The organism is Microbacterium sp. (assembly GCF_047606385.1).
Taxonomy (GTDB): domain Bacteria; phylum Actinomycetota; class Actinomycetes; order Actinomycetales; family Microbacteriaceae; genus Microbacterium.
On the sequence record NZ_JASGEL010000002.1, the window covers coordinates 20,113 to 40,971 of the forward strand.

Annotated in this window: 19 protein-coding genes and 1 pseudogene; 6 read left to right on the forward strand and 14 right to left on the reverse strand. The window is 71.9% G+C overall.

The features are described from left to right. Positions 1-69 precede the first annotated feature (69 nt). Entirely contained in the window at positions 70-801 is a 732-nt protein-coding gene (locus QM626_RS00120) for a FadR/GntR family transcriptional regulator (RefSeq protein WP_415072622.1), read from the forward strand. A 175-nt stretch (positions 802-976) separates the two neighbouring features. Here QM626_RS00120 and trpS read toward each other — a convergent pair whose 3' ends face one another. The 7 genes from trpS to sdhC all read right to left on the reverse strand — a co-directional run bounded on the left by trpS (position 977) and on the right by sdhC (position 7,774). Further along, a complete protein-coding gene (trpS, locus tag QM626_RS00125; RefSeq protein WP_415072624.1) occupies positions 977-1,981 on the reverse strand; it encodes a tryptophan--tRNA ligase in 1,005 nt (334 codons plus the stop codon). 63 nt (positions 1,982-2,044) lie between these two features. Then, positions 2,045-2,893: an exodeoxyribonuclease III gene (locus tag QM626_RS00130; protein ID WP_415072626.1), complete on the reverse strand. Its 849-nt coding sequence runs from the start codon at positions 2,891-2,893 to the stop codon at positions 2,045-2,047. A 34-nt stretch (positions 2,894-2,927) separates the two neighbouring features. Then, positions 2,928-4,133, reverse strand: a complete 1,206-nt coding sequence (locus tag QM626_RS00135) for a YihY/virulence factor BrkB family protein (RefSeq protein WP_415072628.1) — start codon at positions 4,131-4,133, stop codon at positions 2,928-2,930. A 113-nt stretch (positions 4,134-4,246) separates the two neighbouring features. Further along, positions 4,247-5,020 carry a succinate dehydrogenase iron-sulfur subunit gene (locus QM626_RS00140; RefSeq protein ID WP_415072630.1) on the reverse strand — a complete coding sequence of 258 codons (774 nt, stop codon included), beginning with the start codon at positions 5,018-5,020 and terminating at the stop codon, positions 4,247-4,249. After that, entirely contained in the window at positions 5,020-6,849 is a 1,830-nt protein-coding gene (gene sdhA / locus QM626_RS00145; protein WP_415072632.1) for a succinate dehydrogenase flavoprotein subunit, read from the reverse strand. Before sdhA ends, QM626_RS00140 begins: the two co-directional genes overlap by 1 nt. 42 nt (positions 6,850-6,891) lie before the next feature. Further along, entirely contained in the window at positions 6,892-7,338 is a 447-nt protein-coding gene (locus tag QM626_RS00150) for a succinate dehydrogenase hydrophobic membrane anchor subunit (RefSeq protein WP_415072634.1), read from the reverse strand. A 1-nt stretch (position 7,339) separates the two neighbouring features. Beyond that, on the reverse strand, positions 7,340-7,774 hold the full coding sequence (gene sdhC, locus QM626_RS00155; RefSeq protein WP_415072636.1) for a succinate dehydrogenase, cytochrome b556 subunit: 435 nt from the start codon (positions 7,772-7,774) through the stop codon (positions 7,340-7,342). A gap of 223 nt (positions 7,775-7,997) precedes the next feature. On the opposite strand from sdhC, the gene QM626_RS00160 reads away from it, so the two are divergent. From QM626_RS00160 to QM626_RS00175, 4 genes are all read left to right on the forward strand, one after another. Then, positions 7,998-9,113, forward strand: a complete 1,116-nt coding sequence (locus QM626_RS00160) for a mannose-1-phosphate guanylyltransferase (protein ID WP_415072638.1) — start codon at positions 7,998-8,000, stop codon at positions 9,111-9,113. Beyond that, a complete protein-coding gene (locus tag QM626_RS00165) occupies positions 9,110-9,511 on the forward strand; it encodes a cytidine deaminase (protein ID WP_415072640.1) in 402 nt (133 codons plus the stop codon). The genes QM626_RS00160 and QM626_RS00165 overlap by 4 nt, the downstream gene beginning before the upstream one ends. A gap of 169 nt (positions 9,512-9,680) precedes the next feature. Continuing rightward, complete coding sequence (locus tag QM626_RS00170; protein ID WP_415072641.1) at positions 9,681-10,973, forward strand: thymidine phosphorylase; 1,293 nt, start codon at positions 9,681-9,683, stop codon at positions 10,971-10,973. Between the two features lie 30 nt (positions 10,974-11,003). Then, positions 11,004-12,119: an adenosine deaminase gene (locus QM626_RS00175; RefSeq protein WP_415072643.1), complete on the forward strand. Its 1,116-nt coding sequence runs from the start codon at positions 11,004-11,006 to the stop codon at positions 12,117-12,119. 84 nt (positions 12,120-12,203) lie between these two features. Here QM626_RS00175 and QM626_RS00180 read toward each other — a convergent pair whose 3' ends face one another. From QM626_RS00180 to QM626_RS00210, 7 genes and pseudogenes are all read right to left on the reverse strand, one after another. Next, positions 12,204-12,893, reverse strand: a complete 690-nt coding sequence (locus QM626_RS00180; RefSeq protein WP_415072645.1) for an alpha/beta hydrolase — start codon at positions 12,891-12,893, stop codon at positions 12,204-12,206. A gap of 68 nt (positions 12,894-12,961) precedes the next feature. After that, positions 12,962-14,110 carry a mannitol-1-phosphate 5-dehydrogenase gene (locus QM626_RS00185; RefSeq protein WP_415072647.1) on the reverse strand — a complete coding sequence of 383 codons (1,149 nt, stop codon included), beginning with the start codon at positions 14,108-14,110 and terminating at the stop codon, positions 12,962-12,964. Beyond that, positions 14,107-14,538 carry a PTS sugar transporter subunit IIA gene (locus QM626_RS00190; RefSeq protein ID WP_415072649.1) on the reverse strand — a complete coding sequence of 144 codons (432 nt, stop codon included), beginning with the start codon at positions 14,536-14,538 and terminating at the stop codon, positions 14,107-14,109. Before QM626_RS00190 ends, QM626_RS00185 begins: the two co-directional genes overlap by 4 nt. Positions 14,539-14,693: 155 nt before the next feature. Then, complete coding sequence (locus QM626_RS00195; protein WP_415072651.1) at positions 14,694-16,340, reverse strand: PTS mannitol transporter subunit IICB; 1,647 nt, start codon at positions 16,338-16,340, stop codon at positions 14,694-14,696. Positions 16,341-16,362: 22 nt separating this feature from the next. Continuing rightward, positions 16,363-18,036 carry a phosphoenolpyruvate--protein phosphotransferase gene (gene ptsP / locus QM626_RS00200; protein WP_415072653.1) on the reverse strand — a complete coding sequence of 558 codons (1,674 nt, stop codon included), beginning with the start codon at positions 18,034-18,036 and terminating at the stop codon, positions 16,363-16,365. Between the two features lie 5 nt (positions 18,037-18,041). After that, positions 18,042-18,313 (reverse strand): annotated as a pseudogene (locus tag QM626_RS00205) (HPr family phosphocarrier protein). After that, the gene (locus QM626_RS00210) at positions 18,310-18,618 is read right to left on the reverse strand and encodes a PTS sugar transporter subunit IIB (protein WP_415072655.1); all 309 of its coding nucleotides are present in this window, start codon (positions 18,616-18,618) and stop codon (positions 18,310-18,312) included. The pseudogene QM626_RS00205 and the gene QM626_RS00210 overlap by 4 nt, the downstream one beginning before the upstream one ends. 355 nt (positions 18,619-18,973) lie before the next feature. On the opposite strand from QM626_RS00210, the gene QM626_RS00215 reads away from it, so the two are divergent. After that, a complete protein-coding gene (locus QM626_RS00215; protein WP_415072669.1) occupies positions 18,974-20,857 on the forward strand; it encodes a BglG family transcription antiterminator in 1,884 nt (627 codons plus the stop codon). Positions 20,858-20,859 lie beyond the last annotated feature (2 nt).

A 20,859-nucleotide genomic window follows, 5' to 3' on the forward strand; every position in this document is an offset into this window, starting at 1 on the left:
CAGTGGTCTGACCTCTGAGTATGCTAGGCGGGGGGAGCAGCGACGGTCAAGACGGCGGAGGAGCGAGCGATGAGCGGGAGCGGCGAGCCGGTGTGGGAGCCCGTCGCCCGGCCGCGGGCGCACGAGCTCGTCATCGCCGCGATCGAGGCGCAGATCACCGGCGGGATGCTGCGTGTCGGCGACCCGCTGCCGCCCGAGCGCGAGCTGGCCGCGCGCCTGGCGGTCAGCCGCGCCGGCGTCCGTGAGGCCGTGCGCGTGCTCGAGGGTCAGGGGGTGCTGCGCTCACGCGTGGGCTCGGGCACCGAGGCCGGCACCTTCGTCGCCGCGCTCCCCGACGCGGCGCTGACCCGTTTCCTACGGCTGCACGTGGCGCTCGCGAACTTCCCGGTGGCCGACGTCGTCGCCTCCCGCGTGGGCCTCGAGCGCACCGCGGCGGCGTCCGCCGCCTCGCACGGGGACGACGCGGCCTTCGACGCGATGGCCGACCTGCTCGATCGCATGGAGGCGCCGGGGATCACGCGCGCCGAGTTCAACGACGCGGACGCGGACTTCCACATCGCGATCGCGGCGGCATCCGGCAACCGCCTCGCCGCCTCGATGACGACCGCCATCCGGGGCGCGCTGCGCGACCCGCTGCTCGAGGCGATCGTCGCCGTGGCCGACTGGGACGCCGTGGCCGACGAGCTCCGTCGCCAGCACCGCGCGATCCTGGCGGCGCTGCGCGCGGGCGAAGCGGCCGGGGTGGCCGAGCTGACCGAGCAGCACATCCGCTACGCCGCCGACGCCCTTCCGCTCGGCTGAGCCCGGCCTCCTCCGCGGTTCCTGCGCACGGGATCAGAACTCAGGACATCACGACCGACACGCCGGTCAGTGACGTCGCGGACGCCGCATCCGCCCGATCGTCCTGTGTTTCGCGCCGACAGAGGGCGAGGGGCGCGCGAGAGGCCGAGAGGCCGCGCCGGCGCGGGCCGCCGCCTCAACGCCGGCGCAGCAGTCCGATCCGGTCGTACACGGTGTCGAGCGTCGCATCCGCGACGGCGGCGGCGTCGCCGGCGTTGCGCGCGAGCACCCGATCGAGCTCCGCCGGGTCGTCCAGCAGCGCCAGCGCACGTTCGCGCACCGGGCCGAACTCGCTGACCACGACCTCGGCGAGGCCCTTCTTGAAGTCGCCGTATCCGCGTCCGGCGTACTCGTCCTCGATCGCGGGGATCTGCCGGCCGGTGAGGGCCGCGTAGATCACGAGCAGGTTGGAGACGCCGGGCTTGCTCTCCCGGTCGTACCGCACGGAGCCTTCCGAGTCGGTGACCGCTCGCATGATCTTCTTCGCGTTCGCGGCCGGGTCGTCGAGCAGCCACAGCACCCCGGCGTCCGACTCCGCCGACTTCGACATCTTCGCGGTCGGGGCCTGCAGGTCGTAGATGCGGGCCGTGTCCTGCTGGATCATCGGCACCGGCACCCGGAAGGTGTCGCCGAAGCGGGAGTTGAACCGCTCCGCGAGGTCGCGGGTGAGCTCGACGTGCTGCTTCTGGTCGTCGCCGACCGGCACGACGTCGGTCTGATACAGCAGGATGTCGGCGGCCATCAGGATCGGGTAGGTGAACAGCCCCACGCTGGTCGCCTCGGACCCGTAGCGCTGCGACTTGTCCTTGAACTGCGTCATCCGGCCCGCCTCGCCGAAGCCGGTGATCGTGCCCAGCACCCATGCCAGCTCGGCGTGCGCGGGCACGTGCGATTGGACGTACAGCGTCGACCGCGACGGCTCGATGCCCGCGGCGATGTACTGCGCCGCCGTGCGCCGGGTCTTGGCGCGCAGCTCCGCCGGGTCGTTCGGCTGCGTCAGAGCGTGCAGGTCGACGACGGAGAAGAACGCGTCGTACGACTCCTGCAGGTCGCGCCACTGCAGCAGCGCCCCGATGTAGTTGCCGATCTGCAGGGAGTCGGCGGAGGGCTGCATTCCGGAGTACAGGCGCGCTTTGGTCACCGATCGATTCTAGGCAATGGATGCCGTCGGCCCGCGCGGCTACGCCCTCGGCGGGAGCGTCTCTCAGCGTCCGATCGCGTAGTCGGCGACCACCGGGGCGTGGTCGCTCCACCGCTGTGCGTACGCGGCGGCGCGGGCCACCCGGTAGCCCTGCACGCGTGCGGCGAGGGCGGGGGTGGCGACGTGGTAGTCGATGCGCCAGCCGGTGTCGTTGTCGAAGGCCTGGCCGCGGTTCGACCACCACGTGTACGGACCGTCGACCTCGCCGGCGAAGCGCCGGCCGACGTCGACCCATCCCAGCCCGGTTCCCACCGAGCCGTCGACTCCGGTGACCTCGGCGCCGGCGTCGGCGAAGAACCTGTCGAAGTACGCACGTTCGCGCGGCAGGAACCCGGCCTTCTTCACGTTGCCGCGCCAGTTCTTGATGTCGAGCTCGCGGTGGCCGACGTTCAGGTCGCCCATGACCAGCGCCAGGGCGTCGCCCGCCGCCAGCTGCGGCAGCCGCTCGCTCATCGCGTCGAGGAAGCCGTACTTCGCGATCTGCTTGGGTGTGCCGTCCTCGCCCGAGTGCACATAGGCGCTGACCACCGTCAGGCGTTCGCCGCCGACCTCGACATCGGCCTCGAGCCACCGGCCCTGCGAGTCGACCGTGTCGTCGCCGAGCTCGGTGCGCCATGCCGCGATCGGCAGGCGGCTCGCGACGGCCACGCCGGAGCGGCCCTTCGTGTGGGACTCGTCGTGCACGAGCTCCCAGCCCGGCAGCGCCGCCTCGAGGTGGACGCGCTCGGCGCGCACCTCCTGCAGCGCGAGGATGTCGACGTCCGCCGCGTCGAGCCAGCCCGCCATGCCGTTGCGGACGGCCGCGCGGATGCCGTTGACGTTGACGGTGGCGATGCGGAGAGTTCGAGGCACGCGCTTCAGCCTAGGGCGCCCCTCCGACATCGGACTACCGGAGCAGCCCCCGCGCGGCCGGCGGGGGCGGAGCGGCCTCGATCCGCGCCAGCTCGTCCTCGGCGCGGCGGACGGCGCCGGCCAGCAGCGGGCGACGCCACCAGGGGGCGGTGTCGCGCACCAGCCGCGCCTCGCGCAGTCGCACCCGTGCCGCGGTGTGCAGCGCGTCGTACTCCTGCCGCAGCCGCTCGGCCTCGCTGAGCTCCACCAGCGGCAGGTCACGGTCGCGGGTGGCGAGGGCGATCCACGCCGCCGCCACGAGGATGACGATCCCGTTGAGCCGGAACCACAGCATGAAGCCGATGAAGATCGCGAACGTCGCCAGCAGCGGGTTGCTGGGGGAGTAGACCAGCAGGACGCCGGCCGCCAGCTGCAGCACGGCCAGCGCGGCGCCGCCCAGCAGCGAGCCCGGCCAGATGCGGCGCCAGCGCAGCGACGTGCCGGTGAGGAAGCGGAACAGCAGCGCCAGGGCGACCGCGTTGATGCCGAACGCGACGAGCATCGTCAGGGTCCGCACCGCGACCGTGGACCAGATGCCGTCGACGCCCCAGCCGACCAGCGAGAAGACCAGGTCGAGGGCCCACAGCGTCATCTGCACGAGCGCCCAGCCCAGCACCAGCGCCACCCCGAACAGGAACGCCGCGAGCAGGTCCCGTGCCTTCAGCATCAGGTAGCTGCGACGGTCGTACTCGAGCCCGAACGTGTCGCGCACCGCCCGCCGGGCATAGGTGACGAAGCCGATCGCGGTCCAGACGACGACCACGAGGGCGACGAGCCCGGTGATGGTCACGATGCTCCCGCCGGACTGGGCGACGGCCGCCTCCACCTGCGACGGCGTGATGAGGCCCTCCTCGCTGATGAGGTTCGGGATGTAGCCGTTGATCAGGTCGATGAGGCCGTCCACCGCGTGCGCGTCGCCGCCCAGCCACAGCCCGGCGACGGCGGCCGCGAGATAGATGCCGGCGAAGATCGTGAACAGCGACTGGTAGCTGATGCCCGCCGCCAGCAGGAAGCCGTTGTGCTGCAGGAAGTGACGCCACACCCGGATCGGGAACCACGCGAGCGTGCGGCGTGTCAGATCCGTGGCCCGACCGATCGGCTCGTCGAAGCGCTCCCGCAGCGCGGCCTGCGCCATCTCCCAGCGTGCCCGCAGGGTGTCGTCATCGGACGCCGCCGCGTCCGCCGCCCGTTCCCGTCGCACGCTCACCCTACCGACGACCGCGAGACCGCATCCTAGCGCCGAGACCGTGGCATGACCCCACGGTCTCGGCGCGGAGATGCGGTCTCGCCGGGAGGGAGGGGCGGGGCGCGCGATCAGACGCCGCGCAGCACCGCCTGCTTGACCTCGGCGATGGCGCGGGTGACCTGGATGCCGCGGGGGCAGGCCTCGGTGCAGTTGAAGGTCGTGCGGCAGCGCCACACGCCCTCCTTGTCGTTGAGGATGTCCAGGCGCACGTCGCCGGCGTCGTCGCGCGAGTCGAAGATGAAGCGGTGCGCGTTCACGATCGCGGCCGGGCCGAAGTACTGGCCGTCGGTCCAGAACACCGGGCACGACGAGGTGCACGCGGCGCACAGGATGCACTTGGTCGTGTCGTCGAAGCGCTCGCGGTCGACGATCGACTGGAAGCGCTCCTTGCCGGGCTCGGGCGCGCTGTTCGCGATGAGGAACGGCTTCACCTCGCGGTACGCGGCGAAGAACGGGTCCATGTCGACGACGAGGTCCTTCTCCAGCGGCAGGCCCTTGATGGCCTCCACGTAGATGGGCTTCGAGATGTCGAGGTCCTTGATCAGCGTCTTGCAGGCCAGCCGGTTGCGACCGTTGATGCGCATGGCGTCCGAGCCGCAGATGCCGTGGGCGCACGACCGGCGGAAGGTCAGCGTGCCGTCGACCTCCCACTTGATCTTGTGCAGCGCGTCGAGCACCCGGTCGGTCGGGTACATCTCGACGTCGTAGTCGACCCAGCGCGGCTCGTCGTCGACCTCGGGGTTGAAGCGACGGATGTTGAAGGTCACCAGGTAGGACTGGATCGGCGCCTCGCCGCCCTCCGGCGCGGCGGTGACTTCCTCTTCGACGATGGCGGCGGACATCAGTACTTCCTCTCCATCGGCGGGTAGTTGAACTCGCCCTGCTCGTTCTTGGTGAAGACGACCGGTTTCCAGTCGAGCTTGATGTGGTCCTCCGGGTCCGGCGAGTGCGAGTCGCCGGTGAGGTAGGCCATCGTGTGCTGCATGTACTGCTCGTCGTCGCGGTTCGGGTAGTCCTCGCGCATGTGGCCGCCGCGGCTCTCCTTGCGGTTGCGGGCGGCGTAGGCGACGATCTCCGCGAGGTCCAGCAGGAAGCCGAGCTCGACCGCCTCGAGCAGGTCGGTGTTGAAGCGCTTGCCCTTGTCGTCGACGTGGATGTTCTGGTACCGCTGGCGCAGGTCGTGGATGGTGCCCATGACGTTGGTCAGGGTCTCCTCCGTGCGGAACACCTGGGCGTTGGCGTCCATCTCCTCCTGCAGCTTCTTGCGCAGGACCGCCACGCGTTCGGTGCCCGGGTTGTTGCGGAGGCTCTCGAGCATGTCGCGCACCTCGGCGGCGGGGTCCGCCGGCAGCGGCACGAAGTCGGCGGTCTGGACGTACTCGACCGCGTTGCGGCCGCTGCGCTTGCCGAACACGTTGATGTCCAGCAGCGAGTTGGTGCCCAGGCGGTTGGCGCCGTGCACCGAGACGCATGCGCACTCGCCGGCGGCGTACAGGCCCGGCACGACCGTGGTGTTGTCGGCCAGCACCTCGCCGTCGTTGTTGGTCGGGATGCCGCCCATGGCGTAGTGGGCGGTCGGCATCACCGGCACCGGCTCGACCACCGGGTCGACGCCCAGGTAGGTGCGGGCGAACTCGGTGATGTCGGGGAGCTTGGTCTCGAGCACCTCCGCGCCCAGGTGGGTGCAGTCCAGATACACGTAGTCCTTGTGGGGGCCGGCGCCGCGACCCTCGAGCACCTCTTTGACCATGCAGCGCGCGACGATGTCGCGGGGGGCGAGGTCCTTGATGGTGGGGGCGTAGCGTTCCATGAAGCGCTCGCCGGACGCGTTGCGCAGGATCGCGCCCTCGCCGCGGGCTCCCTCGGTGAGGAGGATCCCGAGACCGGCGAGGCCCGTCGGGTGGAACTGGAAGAACTCGATGTCCTCCAGCGGCAGGCCCTTGCGCCAGATGATGCCGACGCCGTCGCCGGTGAGGGTGTGGGCGTTCGAGGTCGTCTTGTAGATCTTGCCGAATCCGCCGGTCGCGAAGATCACCGCCTTGGAGTGGAAGACGTGCAGGTCGCCGGTGGCGAGCTCGTAGGCGACGACGCCGGCGACCTGGGTGCCGCCGTCGGGGCCGTCCACCGTGATCAGGTCGAGCGCGTAGAACTCGTTGTAGAAGTTGATGCCGAGCTTGACGCAGTTCTGGAACAGCGTCTGCAGGATCATGTGGCCGGTGCGGTCGGCGGCGTAGCAGGCGCGGCGCACCGGGGTCTTGCCGTGGTCGGCGGTGTGGCCGCCGAAGCGGCGCTGGTCGATCTTGCCCTCGGGGGTGCGGTTGAACGGCAGGCCCATGTTCTCGAGGTCGATGACCGCGTCGATGGCCTCCTTCGCGAGGATCTCGGCGGCATCCTGGTCGACCAGGTAGTCGCCGCCCTTGACGGTGTCGAAGGTGTGCCACTCCCACGAGTCCTCTTCGACGTTGGCCAGCGCCGCGGCCATGCCGCCCTGCGCGGCGCCGGTGTGCGACCGCGTCGGGTAGAGCTTCGTGATGACCGCGGTGCGCGCGCCCGGGCCCGCCTCGATCGCGGCCCGCATGCCGGCGCCGCCGGCGCCCACGATCACGATGTCGAACTGGTGGTAGTAGACGCCGTCCTTGACGACGGTGTCCTCGGTCGAATGAGTGCTCACAGAATGCCTCTTGTCGTTTCCTCGTCGCTGGTCAGCTGCGCACTACGCGGTGCACATCTCCCACAGCGAGCTGTCGCTGGTCACGCCCAGGCACGGGTCGAACGTGGTGATCACCAGCGTGCCGAGCAGGATCAGGAAGGCGGCGACGATCCAGATCACCCAGACCAGCACACGACGCACACCGCCTCGAGTCACGTAGTCGTTGACGATCGTGCGCATGCCGTTGGCGCCGTGGATGAGGGCCAGCCACAGCATCAGGCCGTCCCACACCTGCCAGAAGGGGGAGGCGTACTTGCCGACCACGAAGGCGAAGTCGATCTGCTTGACGCCCTCGCCCAGCACGAGGTTGACGAACAGGTGGCCGAAGATGAGGACGACCAGCAGCACGCCGGAGGCGCGCATGTAGACCCAGCCCCACTTCTCGAGGTTGAGGCCCTTGCGCCGCGGCGGGTACGGAGTACGCGGATCGGCGATGGTGTTCGCGGTCATCTCAGTTGCCCCCCGTGAACTCGCTCACGATGACGATGATCTGGCGTGGCACGAAGCCGAGCATCGTCACCAGCCACAGCCCCAGCACGATCCACCAGAGCTGGCGCTGGTACCGCGCGCCCTTCGACCAGAAGTCCACCGCGATGATGCGCAGGCCGTTGAACGCGTGATACGCGATCGCGCCGACCAGGGCGATCTCGCCGATGCCCATGATCGGGTTCTTGTAGGTGCCGATCACCGCGTCGTACGCCTCGGGCGACACGCGGATCAGCGAGGTGTCCAGGATGTGCACAAGAAGGAAGAAGAAGATCGCCACACCGGTGATCCGGTGCAGGACCCAGGACCACATCCCCTCGTTGCCGCGATAGAGCGTTCCGCGCGGCGTCTTCGAGGTGGTCTGACTCAGCTGTGGTGTGACGCGTGCTGGTGCCGACACGGTCGTCCTCCCTGATCGTCGCGATGGGGCAGCCATGGGGCCCCGGACCGGAGGCATGGCACCTCCTGCGCCACGCAGGCGCTGTCAGCATCTTAGAACCGCGCGGGTTCAGTCGCTCTTAAGGCCTGCCTTACTATCTCGCCGCCGAGAGAACGCCGTCGGAGGGATGCCGCGCGCGGCGGTCGTGACACGCGGCGCCGCCCCGCCTCGGTACGCTGGCCGCATGGCGCAACCCCTCGACGACTTCTACGCGGTGATCCCGGCGGGCGGAATCGGCAGCAGGCTCTGGCCGCTCTCGCGGGCCGAGGCGCCGAAGTTCCTCCACGACCTGACCGGCTCGGGGCAGACGCTGCTGCGCGACACGTGGGATCGGCTGGAGCCGCTGGCCGGTCCCGAGCGCATCGCGGTCGTGACCGGCCGCGCGCACCGCGCCGCCGTGGAGGCGGAGCTTCCCGGCATCCCGGATCACAACGTGTTCCTCGAGTCGGAGCCGCGCGACTCGACCGCGGCCATCGGCCTGGCCGCGGCGGTGCTGGTGCGTCGCGAGCCGGACGTGGTGATCGGCTCGTTCGCGGCCGACCACGTGATCCGCGGGGCGCGCGTGTTCGACTTCGCCGTGCAGCAGGCGGTGGAGGTCGCACGGGCCGGCTACATCTGCACGATCGGCATCCAGCCCTCGGAGCCCTCGACCGGGTTCGGCTACATCAAGCGCGCCGACGAGCTCGTCATCGACGGTGCGCCGGAGGCGGCGCTGGTGGAGCGGTTCGTGGAGAAGCCCGACCTCGAGACCGCGAAGGCCTACTTCAACGACCGTGCGTACTCGTGGAACGCCGGCATGTTCATCAGCCGGGCCGACGTGCTGCTCGCCGAGATCGCCGCGAGCGAGCCGGACCTGCACGCGGGGCTGACCGAGCTGGCGGCGGCGTGGGACGACCGGCAGCGGCGCGGCCCCGCGGTCGACCGCATCTGGCCCGAGCTGAAGAAGATCGCGATCGACTACACGGTCGCCGAGCCGGCAGCGGCCAAGGGGAGGCTCGCGGTCGTGCCCGGCCACTTCGACTGGGACGACGTGGGCGACTTCGCGAGTCTCACCAAGCTCATGTCGAACGGCCGCAAGAACGATCTCGCGATCCTCGGCGAGCACGCCCGCATCCTCGCCGACGCGTCCAGCGGCATCGTGGTGTCGCAGACGCAGCGGGTCATCTCGTTGATCGGCGTGCAGGACATCGTCGTGGTCGACACCCCGGATGCGCTGTTGGTGACCACCAACGAGCACGCGCAGCGGGTCAAGCAGGTCGTCGACGCGCTCAAGCTCACGGGACGCGGCGACGTGCTGTGACCTCGGTCGACTGGGCGGGGCTGCGGGCGGCGGCGCGAGCCGCGGCCGACCGTGCCTACGCGCCGTACTCCCGCTACCCGGTGGGAGCGGCGGCGCTGGTCGACGACGGTCGCGTCGTCTCGGGCTGCAACGTCGAGAACGCGTCGTACGGGCTGACCCTGTGCGCGGAGTGCACGCTGGTCGGCGAGCTGCGACAGACCGGCGGCGGCCGGCTCACCGCGTTCGTGTGCGTCGACGGCGCCGGCGGGCTGATCATGCCGTGCGGGCGCTGCCGGCAGCTGCTGCACGAGTTCGCCGCGCCCGGGATGCTGCTGCAGACGGCATCCGGCGTCCGGACCATGCCGGACGTGCTGCCGGACGCCTTCGGCCCCGACGACCTGGCGTCCGCCCGGCCATGACCCCGCCGGAGCCCGCGATGTCCCACTTCGGCGCGGTTGATGTCCCAGTTCGGCGCGGTATGCGCGCCGCTTACCGCGCCGAACTGGGACATGCTCGGCGGAGGTGCGAACACCGACTGGGACATGCGTGGGGGGAGCCCGGCGCGGGCCGTCGGGGGAGGGATGCCGCATGAGCGCCCCGGAGCCGTTCGACGCGGTCCAGCTCATCCGTCTCAAGCGCGACGGCGGCGAGGTGCCCGCGGCGGGGATGCGCTGGCTCGTCGACGCGTTCACCCGTGGCCGCGTCACCGACGCCCAGATGTCCGCGTTCGCGATGGCCGTCGTGCTCAACGGCTGCTCCCGCGGCGAGGTGCGGGCGCTGACCGCGGCGATGACGGCGTCCGGGTCGCGGATGGACTTCTCGACGCTGGGCCGGCCCACCGTCGACAAGCACTCGACGGGCGGGATCGGCGACAAGATCACGCTGCCGCTCGTGCCGCTGGTGGCCTCGTTCGGCGTCGCGGTGCCGCAGCTGTCCGGCCGCGGCCTCGGCTACACCGGGGGCACCCTCGACAAGCTCGAGTCGATCCCGGGCTGGCGGGCGCAGCTGTCGGCCAGGGAGCTGACGGCGCAGCTCGGCGCGGTCGGCGCGGCGATCTGCGCGCCCGGGGCCGAGCTCGCGCCCGCCGACCGGCGACTGTACGCCCTGCGGGACGAGACCGGCACGGTCGAGTCGATCCCGCTGATCGCCGCCAGCATCATGTCGAAGAAGATCGCGGAGGGCACCGGTGCGCTCGTGCTCGACGTCAAGCACGGCTCGGGCGCCCTCATCCCGCCGCTCGAGGGCGCGCGGGACCTCGCCCGCACCATGGTCGAGCTGGGCGCCGACGCCGGGCTCACGACGACGGCGCTGATCACCGACATGGCGACCCCGCTCGGCCGCACCGTCGGCAACGCGAACGAGGTGCGGGAGGCCGTCGAGGTGCTCGCCGGCGGCGGCCCGGCCGACGTCGTCGAGCTGACGCTGGCGCTCGGGCGCGAGATGGCGGCCGCCGCCGGCATCCCGGACGCCGACCTGGCGTCGGCGCTCGCCGACGGCCGCGCGATGGACACCTGGCGGGCGATGATCCGTGCCCAGGGCGGTGACCCGGATGCCGCGCTGCCGGCCGCCCGCGAGGCCCACACCGTCCTCGCGCCCCGCGCCGGATTCCTCGCCCGTGCCGACGCGCTCGCCTTCGGCGTCGCCGCGTGGCGCCTCGGCGCCGGCCGCACGCGGGCGACCGACCGGGTCGTGCCCGCCGCCGGCATCGACCTGCACGCGGTGCCGGGCGACCCCATCGTCGCCGGACAGCCCCTGTTCACCTTGTCGGCAGACGATGAAGGGCGCTTCGCCCGCGCCCTCGACGCCCTCGAGGGGGCGTGGGAGATCGCGGACGCGCCGCCGCCGGCATCCACTCGCGTCCGTGAGCGAATCACCGCCTGACCCGACCCACCCTGCCCTGAGGAGAACCCCATGCCCATCGACCAGTACGGCGACGCGCGTCTCGACGGCGTCTCGATCCGCAGCCTGCCGAAGATCTCGCTGCACGACCACCTCGACGGCGCCGTGCGTCCCGACACGATCGTCGAGCTCGCCGACGATGCCGGCGTCGAGCTGCCGGCAGGCGACGCCGACGACCTCGCCGACTGGATCGCCGAGCAGTGCGACTCGGGCTCGCTCGTCGAGTTCCTGGCGCCGTTCGAGGTCGTGACCGCCGTGATGCAGAGCGCGGAGGCGCTGCGGCGCGTCGCACGCGAGTACGTCGAGGACCTCGCCGCCGACGGCGTGATCTACGGCGAGGCGCGGTGGGCGCCGGAGCAGCACGTCGCCGGCGGGCTGTCGCTGGAGCAGGCGGTCGAAGCCGTGCAGCAGGGCCTCGAAGAGGGTGAGGACGCCGCCGCCGACGCCGGCCATGACATCCGGGTCGGGCAGATCCTCGCCGCGATGCGGCAGGGCTCGTCGTCGGCGCGCATCGCACGGCTCGCGGTCGGGTTCCGGGATCGCGGCGCGGTGGGCTTCGACCTCGCCGGGCCCGAGGACGGCTTCCCCCCGGCGGGGCACCGGGAGGCGCTCGACCATCTGGCCGCGGAGTTCTTCCCGGTGACGATCCACGCCGGCGAGGCGGCCGGGCTGGCCTCGATCCGCTCGGCGCTGCTGGACGGCCGGGCGCTGCGGCTCGGGCACGGGGTGCGCATCGCCCAGGACCTCGACGTCGTGTCGCGGTCGGGGGACACGGTCGAGGTCGTGTTCGGCGATCTGGCGCGCTGGGTGCGCGACCGCGAGATTCCGCTGGAGCTGTCGATCACCTCGAACCTGCAGACCGGTGCCGTGGCCGCATGGGGCGAGGACGTCGCCGACCACCCGTTCGACCTGCTGTATCAGCTCGGCTTCGCGGTGACCGTCAACACCGACGACCGCACGATGTGCCGCACCTCGCTCACCCGCGAGCTGGCGCTGCTCGCCGAGACCTTCGACTACGGGCTCGACGACCTGGAGCGGTTCCAGCTCAACGCGGCCGCCGGCGCGTTCCTGCCGGTGGAGGAGCGCGAGGAGCTCATCGACCTGATCAGCGACGGCTTCGCCCTGTAGCCCTCACCCGTCTCCGGCAGCCCGGTCGAGTGGCCGCAGCAGGGCCCGGTGGGGCAGGGGCCGCCGGGGCAGGGGCCGCCGGGGTCAGGGCAGGGAGGCGGCGAAGCCGCCGACCAGCGTGGTGATCTCGGCCGTCATCTCCGGGTCGGAGATCGTCGCGGTGCCGTCACCGGACTGCGTGCCGTAGTCGCCGAACGACGCGTGCGAGGCGCCGGCGATCTCGTCGAACTCGGCGCTGGCCGGCAGCAGATGCGCGGCGTCCGCGATCTTGTCGGGCGTCGACAGGCCGTCGTCGCTGCCGGAGATGCTGAGCACGGGCAGGTCCGTGCCGCTGATGTCGGTCGCGCAGTACGAGGCGAACAGCACGAGAGCGTCGGCATCCGTCGCGAGTTGGCACGCGCGGACCCCGCCGAGCGAGTGCCCGCCGACCAGCCACGTCGTCACGTCGGGCGCCAGCGCGGTGAAGGTCGTCAACGGCCGCAGGTCGAAGAACGCGATGTTCAGCCACGGCTTGGTGATCACGACGGTGATGCCGTCGTCGGCCACCAGCCCCGACAGCCGGGAGGCGTAGGCCCACGGATCGACCTTCGCTCCCGGGATGAAGACGAGCCCGCTCGTGCTGTCGCCGGATGCCGGCGTCATCACGATCCCGGCCGCGTCGTCGGTGATCGCGATGGCGGTGTCGGCGCGCACCGCCGCGAGCGGAGCGGCCTCGGCCGACATGACCCCGACCTGGGTCCAGATCACGACACCCGCGACTGCGAGGACCAGCACCGCGACGATCGTCCCGGACGTCCAGACCAGGACACGGCGGATACGGCGGCGTCCGCGCGCCGGAGGGATCACAGGGCCTGCTGGCGGGCCGCCACGGCGCGGGCGACCGGGGCGAACAGCGGATGCTGCGCCTCCAGGCCCGTGACCTGCGCGGTGAAGGCGTCGGCGTCGAGCTCGTGCAGCAGCCGCTGCAGCTCCACCGCCTCGGGGTCGTCGGGGGAGGAGAACTCGAGCGCGGCAGCCACCGTCGCCACCAGCGCCGCGGTCGACAGGCCGCGTTCGGCGGCCTCCGCCGCGGGCCCGATGAACCGCTCGTGCCGGGAGAGCTTGCGCAACGGCTGACGGCCGACGCGCCACACCGTGTCCGGCAGCTGCGGGTTGCGGAACCGCCCGATGATCGTCTCCCGGTAGCGCGCCAGCTCGTCGGCGGCGAACCCGTGCTTGGCGATCAGCATCGCCGAGGTCTCGGCGAGGGTCGCCGAGACGGCCGCCGCGATCTCGGGCACGGCGAGCGCGTCGGAGATCCGCTCGACGCCGGCACGGGCGCCGAAGTACGCGGTCGCCGCGTGGCCGGTGTTGACGGTGAAGAGCTTGCGCTCGATGTAGGGCGTGAGGTCGTCGACGAAGTGCGCGCCGGGGATCCGCGGCGGTCGGTCCCCGAACGGTGCCCGCTCGATCGCCCACTCGAAGTACGGCTCCACGACGACGTCGATCCCGATCCCCTCGGGCTGTCCGGGCACGATCCGGTCCACGGCGGTGTTCGCGAACACCGCGCGCTCGGCCAGCGCCGGCCAGTCGGCGCCGGCGTCTGCGGCGGCGAGCTCGCGCAGCGTGTCCGTCGCCCCGATCGCGTTCTCGCACGCCATCACCTGCAGCGGGGGGAGGGACGCGGGTCGCGCCCGCAGCCCCGCCACCAGCGTCGGGGCGACGAAGCGCAGCACCGTCGGTCCGACCGCGGTGGTGACGACGTCCGCCGTCGCGATCTCGTCGACGACCGCCTGCGGGTCCGCGGCGCTGTTCAGGGCTCGGAAGCCGGTGACCTCGACATCCGTGCCGCCGTCGCCGACCTCGTGCACGGTGTAGCGGGACGCGGCGTCGATCGCGTCGACGAGGGGAGCTGCGACATCCGAGAACACGACCTCGTAGCCGCCCTCGTGCAGCAGCAGCCCCACGAACCCGCGACCGATGTTGCCGGCGCCGAAGTGGACGGCCTTCATTCGATGCCCTCCGACAACAGGGCGAACAGCTCCTCCGGGGTCGCCGCCGCCGCGAGCCGGGCGACCTCGTCCTCCTCCGAGAACAGGATCGCGATCTGCGACAGGATCTCCAGGTGCTCGTCGCCGCGCCCGGCGATGCCGATCACGAACCGCACCGGGTTGCCGTCCCAGTCCACCCCGCCGTCATAGCGGATGACCGCGAGGGCCGAGGCGAGGATGTCGTCCTTGGCCTCGTTCGTGCCGTGGGGGATCGCCAGCTCGTTGCCCATGTACGTGGACACCGTCTGCTCCCGCTGCAGCATCGCGTCGTAGTAGGCGGGGGTGACCGCACCGGCCGCCTCCAGGATGTCGGCGGCCTCGCGGGTGGCCTCCTCGCGGCTCACCGACCCGGGGTGGATGCGGACCTGCCCGATGTTCAGAACTGCCATGATCTCTGTCCTTCCTCTGGGTCGTCGTACCCTCCGAGCATGTCCCACTTCGGACCGCTTCGGTGGCCGTTTTCCGGTCCGAAGTGGGACATCACCCGGTCCGAAGTGGGACATGGGAGGCCGGGGTGGGCGCTGGGCGCCGCCCCGGCCTCCTGTCACTGCGTCGGCTGCTCCTTGACCAGGTCGACGACCTCGTCGTACTTGGGCGAGTTCATGAAGTTGTCGACCGAGACGTGCACCGCGTTCGGAGCCTGCCCGCGGGCGCGGTCGGTCAGCTGGTTCTGCGTGATCACCAGGTCGGCGGAGCCATCGAGGTTCGCGATCGCCTTGTTGACGACGGTGACGCCCTCGATCCCCGCCTTCTTGATCTTGTTGCGCAGGACGCTGGCGCCCATCGCCGAGGATCCCATGCCCGCGTCGCAGGCGAACACGATGTTGTGGATCGGCTTGGTCGCGGTCACGGTGCCTGCCCCGACGGCGTCGGCGGCCCGCGCGCCCTCGACACCCAGCTGCTCGCCCTCCGCGTCGGCGCCCGCCACCGCCCGAGCCCGCAGACCCGCGAGCGCGTCGGAGGACTTGCCCTTGTTCGCCTCGGTGCGGGCGATCGCGGCTTCCAGATCGCCGGCGCCGGCGAGCTCGCGGTCGCGCTTGCGCGTGCGCAGCAGGAAGAAGGAGGACACCAGGAACGAGACGGTCGCCGCAAGCACCACCGACAGGATCACGCCCACGTAACTGTCAGGGGCGGCCGCCAGCAACACGGCGATGATGCTCCCCGGCGCGGCGGGGAAGCGGAGGCCGCTGTTGAAGATGGTGTTCGTCGCCACGCCCGTCATGCCGCCGAGGATCGCCGCCAGGAACAGCGCGGGCTTCATGAGCGCGTAAGGGAAGTAGATCTCGTGGATGCCGCCGAAGAACTGGATGATGATGGCGCCCGGTGCGCTGGCCTTGGCGGCCCCCACCCCGAAGAACGAGAACGCGAGCAGGATGCCGACACCCGGGCCGGGGTTGGCCTCGATCAGGAACAGGATCGACTTGCCGGTCTCGGCGGCCTGCTGGATGCCGAGCGGGGTGAACACCCCGTGGTTGATCGCGTTGTTGAGGAACAGGACCTTCGCCGGCTCGACGATGATCGACAGCAGCGGCAGCAGGCCGAGGCTGACGAGCCAGTTGACGACGTTGCCGAGCGCGTCGCTGACGACGCTGATGATCGGGCCGAAGGCGAAGAACCCCGCGATAGCCAGGAGCATGCCGAGGATGCCGGCGGAGAAGTTGTTCACGAGCATCTCGAAGCCGGGCCGGATCTTGCCGTCCCACAGCTTGTCCATCTGCTTGGTGATCCAGCCCGCCAGCGGACCCATGATCATCGCGCCCAGGAACATGGGGATCGTCGTGCCGACGATCACGCCCATCGTGGCGATCGTCGCGACCACGCCGCCGCGTTCGCCGTAGACCATACGGCCCGCGGTGTTCGCGATCAGCAGCGGCAGCAGGTACGTGATCATCGAGTTGACGAGACCCACGTACTCCGGGAAGGTCGTGCCGTCATCGGCCTGCGCCAGCTGGGTGAGCGCATGCTGCCAGCCGACCTCGTCGGCGTTGCCGAACCCGCCGAGCATGTCGGCGACCGGATACCAATGGCCGAGCCATCCGGCCGCGATGAACAGGGTCGTGATGAGGCCCCAGGCGATGAACGCCGGGATGTTCGGCATGATCATCCCGGAGAGGAATGTGCCGAACCGCTGGATGCCGACCCGGGCCCGGCTTCCGCCGGAGGCCGGTGCGACTGCTGACGTCGTCGTCATTGCTGTCTCTTTCTGCTCGTGTTTACCGGAGGGATGCCGCGGCCTGCGCGGCCGCGCGTGCCGACGCCGCGTCGTCGGCGGCGAGGGCGGCCTCGGCGATGCGGCGCGCATCGTCGAGGGAGTGCGTCTTCAGCGACTGGCGCACGTCGGCCAGCGCGGTGGGGGCCATCGAGAGCGAGGTGGCGCCCAGGCCCACGAGCACGACGGCCAGCAGCGGATCGGCCGCCGCCTCGCCGCAGATGCCGACGGGCTTGCCGCCTGCCGCGCCGCCGTCGCCGGTGGCCCGGATCAGCCGCAGCACCGCGGGGTGCCACGGATCCTGGAACGACGCGACCGAGCCGAGCAGCCGGTCGGCGGCCATCGTGTACTGCGTGAGATCGTTCGTGCCGATCGAGGCGAAGTCGGCGTCGCGCAGGATCCGGTCGGCGAGGAGAGCTGCGGCCGGCACCTCGACCATGACCCCGGCGGTGCGGATGCCGTACTCCCGCGCGAGAGCGACGAAGTACCGGGTCTCCGAGACCGTGGCGACCATCGGCGCCATGACCCACAGGTCCGCGGCCTCCCCGGTCGCGGCGACGGCGGCGTCCGCCTCGGCCAGGGCCGTGAGCTGCTCGCGCAGGATGTCCTCGTTCGCGCGCAGCGCGCGCAGGCCCCGCAGCCCGAGAGCGGGGTTCTCCTCGTGCGCGTCGTTGAGGAAGGCGAGCGGCTTGTCGGCCCCGGCGTCCAGCGCCCGCACGACGACCTTCCTGCCACGGAACGCTGCCAGCAGCTTCTCGTACGCCTCCCGCTGCTGCGCGACGGTGGGCGCGTTCTGCGAGCTGAGGAACAGGAACTCGGTGCGGAACAGGCCGACGCCCTCCGCGCCCAGCGCCACGGCCTCCGCGGCGCCGTCGGGACTGCCGAGGTTCGCGAGCAACGGCACCGCGGTCCCGTCGGCCAGCGCCCCCGGAGTGAGGGGAGCGGACGCCGCAGCCGCACGGGCATCCGCCCGGTGCTGTGCGCGGGTCAGCTCCTCGGCGCTCGGGTCGGTGATCACGACGCCCGCGGCGGCATCCACGATGACGGTCTCGCCGTCGGCCAGGCCGGCGGCATCCGCTGCTCCCACGATCGCGACGATGCCCTTCTCCCGGGCGAGGATCGCGGTGTGCGAGGTCGGGCCGCCCTCGCTGGTGACGAGGGCCAGCACCTGGTCGAGGTCGAGCAGCGCGGTGTCGGCGGGGGCGAGGTCGGTGGCGACCAGCACGAAGGGGTGTCCCGGGTCGGGGACGCCGGGCGCGGCCACGCCGCGCAGATGCGCGATGACGCGCTGGGCGACGTCGTCGAGGTCCGCGGCACGCTCGCCGAGATACCCGCCCACGGCCGTCAGCTGGTCGCGGAACGAGGCGAACGCGTCGGCGACCGCCCACTCCGCGGTGCGGCCGGTCGACAGCCGGGTCGTCACCTCGGCTTCCAGCGCCGGGTCCTCGGCCATCATCGCCTGGGCCTCGAGCACGTCGCGCGCCGCCCCGCCGGCGACCTGGCCGCGGGCCTCCAGCTCGCGGGCGACCGCCGCGACCGCCTCTCTCGCCCGGGCCGCCTCGGCCTCGGCGCCGATGGCGCTGGGCTCCTCGGTGGGAAGGGCGAGGGGCCCGGACATCCGGGCCACCCGGCCCTGGGCGACGCCCAGGCCGATGCCGACTCCGTGGATCTGGTTCATGGTGCTCACTCCGCGTCGTGGTCGGTGGACAGCAGGTCGGCCAGGTCGTCCAGCACGGCCTCGGCGCTCGCGCCCTCCGCGGTGAGGGTCACGTAGTCGCCGTGCTCGAGGCCCTGCGCGATCACCGCGAGGATGCTGGTCGCGTCGACGGGCGCGCCGGCGTCCTTGGCGATCGTGACCGGCACCCCGGCATCCTTCGCGCGCTGGACGAACAGCTTCGCGGGCGGGCGTGCAGGCCGTGCGACGAGCCGATGCGGACGGTGCGGGAGGCGGTCATGGGGTTCCTCTCGGAGCGGGCTGGACGAGGGCGAGGATGCGGGTGCCGTCGGTGTCGGCGAACACGTCTTCGGGCAGCGTGATCGCGAGCGCGCCCGCGGCCTCGGACTGCGTGCGGACGTCGTCGACGTCGGGCAGGTGCGGCCCGATCAGCACGGTGTCGGTGCCGGCCAGCCGGTCCGCGAACGCCGACCGCGCCGACGCGGCGACCTCCAGCTCGAGGCCGGCCGCGTGCGCCGCCTGCCGCAGCCGGTGAGCCACGAACGTGCTCGACGCGCCCGCGCCGCACACCACGAGGATCCGCATCGATCCGCCTCCTTCTGCTCCATCCTGGGAACCCGCCGAGAATTCCACAACCAGAGCTTCTTCCGCCCCCGCGGAAATCCGGCTCCGGATGCCGCCGGCCTCTCACGCCCGGCCGGCGCAGGACACAGGACCGCCACGGCGCAGGCCCCCGTCCCGCGCAGCTGCCGCGGCGTGTCGGCCCCGGCGTCCTGTGTTCTGCGCCGGCTGCGGCACGTCGTCCGCCCCGGGCCGCCGCCGCACGTCGCGCCGGATGCCGCGCACACGAGCGGCGGGACGACGGGCCGTGGTGGAATGGGGAGTCGGCCGCAGCGGGCCGGCGTCGGAGGACCCCGTGACGCGAGCGAGACAGGACAGGATGCTGGCGCTCCTGGTGCGGCACAACGACTGGGTGACGGCGGGGTCGCTGGCCGACGCGCTGGGCGTCACGCCGCGCAGCATCCGCTCCTACGCCACCGCGTTGAACGCCCGCGCGGGCGGTGTCGTGGAGTCGGGGCCGCAGGGGTATCGGGCCGGGTCGGAGGCGGGCGCCGCGCTCCGGACGGCGCCTGCGTCGACCACGCCCCGCGACCGGCTGCACGCCGTCGTGCGCGCGCTGCTGGACGACGCCGACGGCATCGACGTGTACGAGTTCGCCGAGAGCTCGTTCGTCAGCCCGGCCACGATCGAGTCCGATCTCGCCCGCGTGCGGGGTCTCCTCGGCGGCACCGAGCTGACGCTGGAGCGCTCGGCGTCCCGCGCCCGCCTGACCGGGACGGAGGCCGCCACCCGGCGCCTGCTGTCACGGCTCGTGCACGACGAGATGGACGACGGCGCCTTCGACCTGCTCGCGCTGCGCCGCACCCTCGGCGCCGGATCGGTCGCACCGGCCGCGTTCGGGGAGTTCAAGGAGGCGCTGGTGGCCGAGCTCACCGGTCTCGGATACTTCGTGAACGAGCTCGGCATCACGGATGCCGTGATGCACATCGCCATCGCCGCCGACCGGGTCTCCGCCGGCCGCGGGCTGGAGCAGACGCCGGTCGTGCCCACGCCGGCGCAGCAGTCCGTCGCCGCCCTCATCGACCGGCTGGCGACCGAGCACCTCGGCGTGCGCCTGGGCGCCGGGGACCTGCTGCACCTGGCGGTCCTGGTGCTCACGCGCGTGGTCGCGCCGGGCGCGGTCGACGAGGCGCGGGCGCCGCTGGACCCCGAGGTGGAGCAGGTCGTGCGCGAGGTCGTCGCGGACGCGGCATCCGAGTTCCTCGTCGACATCGTCGCGCCCGACTTCACGCTCCGGCTCGCGCTGCACGTGCAGAACCTGCGCGCCCGCGCGCGGGAGCACGCATGGAGCCGCAACCCGCTCACGAAGTCGCTGAAGGCGACCTACCCGATGATCTTCGAGGTCGCCGTGTACATCGCCAGTCGCCTGCAGGCGCGCCTCGGCATCCCGCTGCCCGACGACGAGATCGCCTACATCGCGATGCACGTGGGCGGCCAGCTCGAGCGCAGCCGGCGCGGCGACCGGCTGCTGACGGCCACGATCGTGTGCCCCGGCTACTACGAGCTGCACGATCTGCTGCGATCGAGCGTCGACCGGTCGCTCGGGCAGGCGATCGAGGTGGTCGAGGTGACCACGCGCGTGGACCCGGACTGGGCGGCGATCGACACCGACCTCGTGCTGACCACGATCGACGCGCCGGTCGGCGGCGACCGGATCGTGCGCATCCAGCCGTTCCTGACGCCCGCGGACGTGGAGCACGTGCAGGCGGCGGCCGCCCGCATCCGCCGTGCACGACGTCTCGCCCGGCTGCGGGCCGAGCTCGAGCGGTACTTCGACGAGGCGGCGTTCGTGCGGGGGATCGACGGCTCCGGCGGCGAGGAGGGCACGATCCGCGAGCTCGGCGGCCTGCTCGTCGCGCAGGGCGTGATCGACGAGGACTACCTGCACCGCGCGGTCGAACGCGAACGGCTCTCGTCCACCGCGTTCACCGACGCGCTCGCGGTGCCGCACGCGCTGGGGATGACGGCGTCCCGCACCGCGATCGCCATCGGCATCGCCGACCCGCCGATCGTCTGGGGCACCGGGCGGGTGCAGGTCGTGGCGTTCGCCGCCTTCGCGGAGGACGACCGTGAGGCGTTCCAGACCGTGTTCGAGCAGTTCGTCGAGGTGTTCAGCGAACGGGACAGCGTGCAGCGGATCGTGCGCCGCGGCACCGACTTCTCGTCGTTCCTCGACGAGCTGGTCGCCGTCATCGACGGCTGACC

Bases quoted from the DNA above. Each gene is read 5' to 3' on its own strand.
- QM626_RS00120 (WP_415072622.1), top strand. From the start codon at position 70: ATGAGCGGGAGCGGCGAGCCGGTGTGGGAGCCCGTCGCCCGGCCGCGG.
- QM626_RS00140 (WP_415072630.1), bottom strand. From the start codon at position 5,020: ATGTCCGCCGCCATCGTCGAAGAGGAAGTCACCGCCGCGCCGGAGGGC.
- QM626_RS00150 (WP_415072634.1), bottom strand. From the start codon at position 7,338: ATGACCGCGAACACCATCGCCGATCCGCGTACTCCGTACCCGCCGCGG.
- QM626_RS00160 (WP_415072638.1), top strand. From the start codon at position 7,998: ATGGCGCAACCCCTCGACGACTTCTACGCGGTGATCCCGGCGGGCGGA.
- QM626_RS00170 (WP_415072641.1), top strand. From the start codon at position 9,681: ATGAGCGCCCCGGAGCCGTTCGACGCGGTCCAGCTCATCCGTCTCAAG.
- QM626_RS00175 (WP_415072643.1), top strand. From the start codon at position 11,004: ATGCCCATCGACCAGTACGGCGACGCGCGTCTCGACGGCGTCTCGATC.
- QM626_RS00185 (WP_415072647.1), bottom strand. From the start codon at position 14,110: ATGAAGGCCGTCCACTTCGGCGCCGGCAACATCGGTCGCGGGTTCGTG.
- QM626_RS00190 (WP_415072649.1), bottom strand. From the start codon at position 14,538: ATGGCAGTTCTGAACATCGGGCAGGTCCGCATCCACCCCGGGTCGGTG.
- QM626_RS00195 (WP_415072651.1), bottom strand. From the start codon at position 16,340: ATGACGACGACGTCAGCAGTCGCACCGGCCTCCGGCGGAAGCCGGGCC.
- ptsP (WP_415072653.1), bottom strand. From the start codon at position 18,036: ATGAACCAGATCCACGGAGTCGGCATCGGCCTGGGCGTCGCCCAGGGC.
- QM626_RS00210 (WP_415072655.1), bottom strand. From the start codon at position 18,618: ATGCGGATCCTCGTGGTGTGCGGCGCGGGCGCGTCGAGCACGTTCGTG.
- QM626_RS00215 (WP_415072669.1), top strand. From the start codon at position 18,974: ATGCTGGCGCTCCTGGTGCGGCACAACGACTGGGTGACGGCGGGGTCG.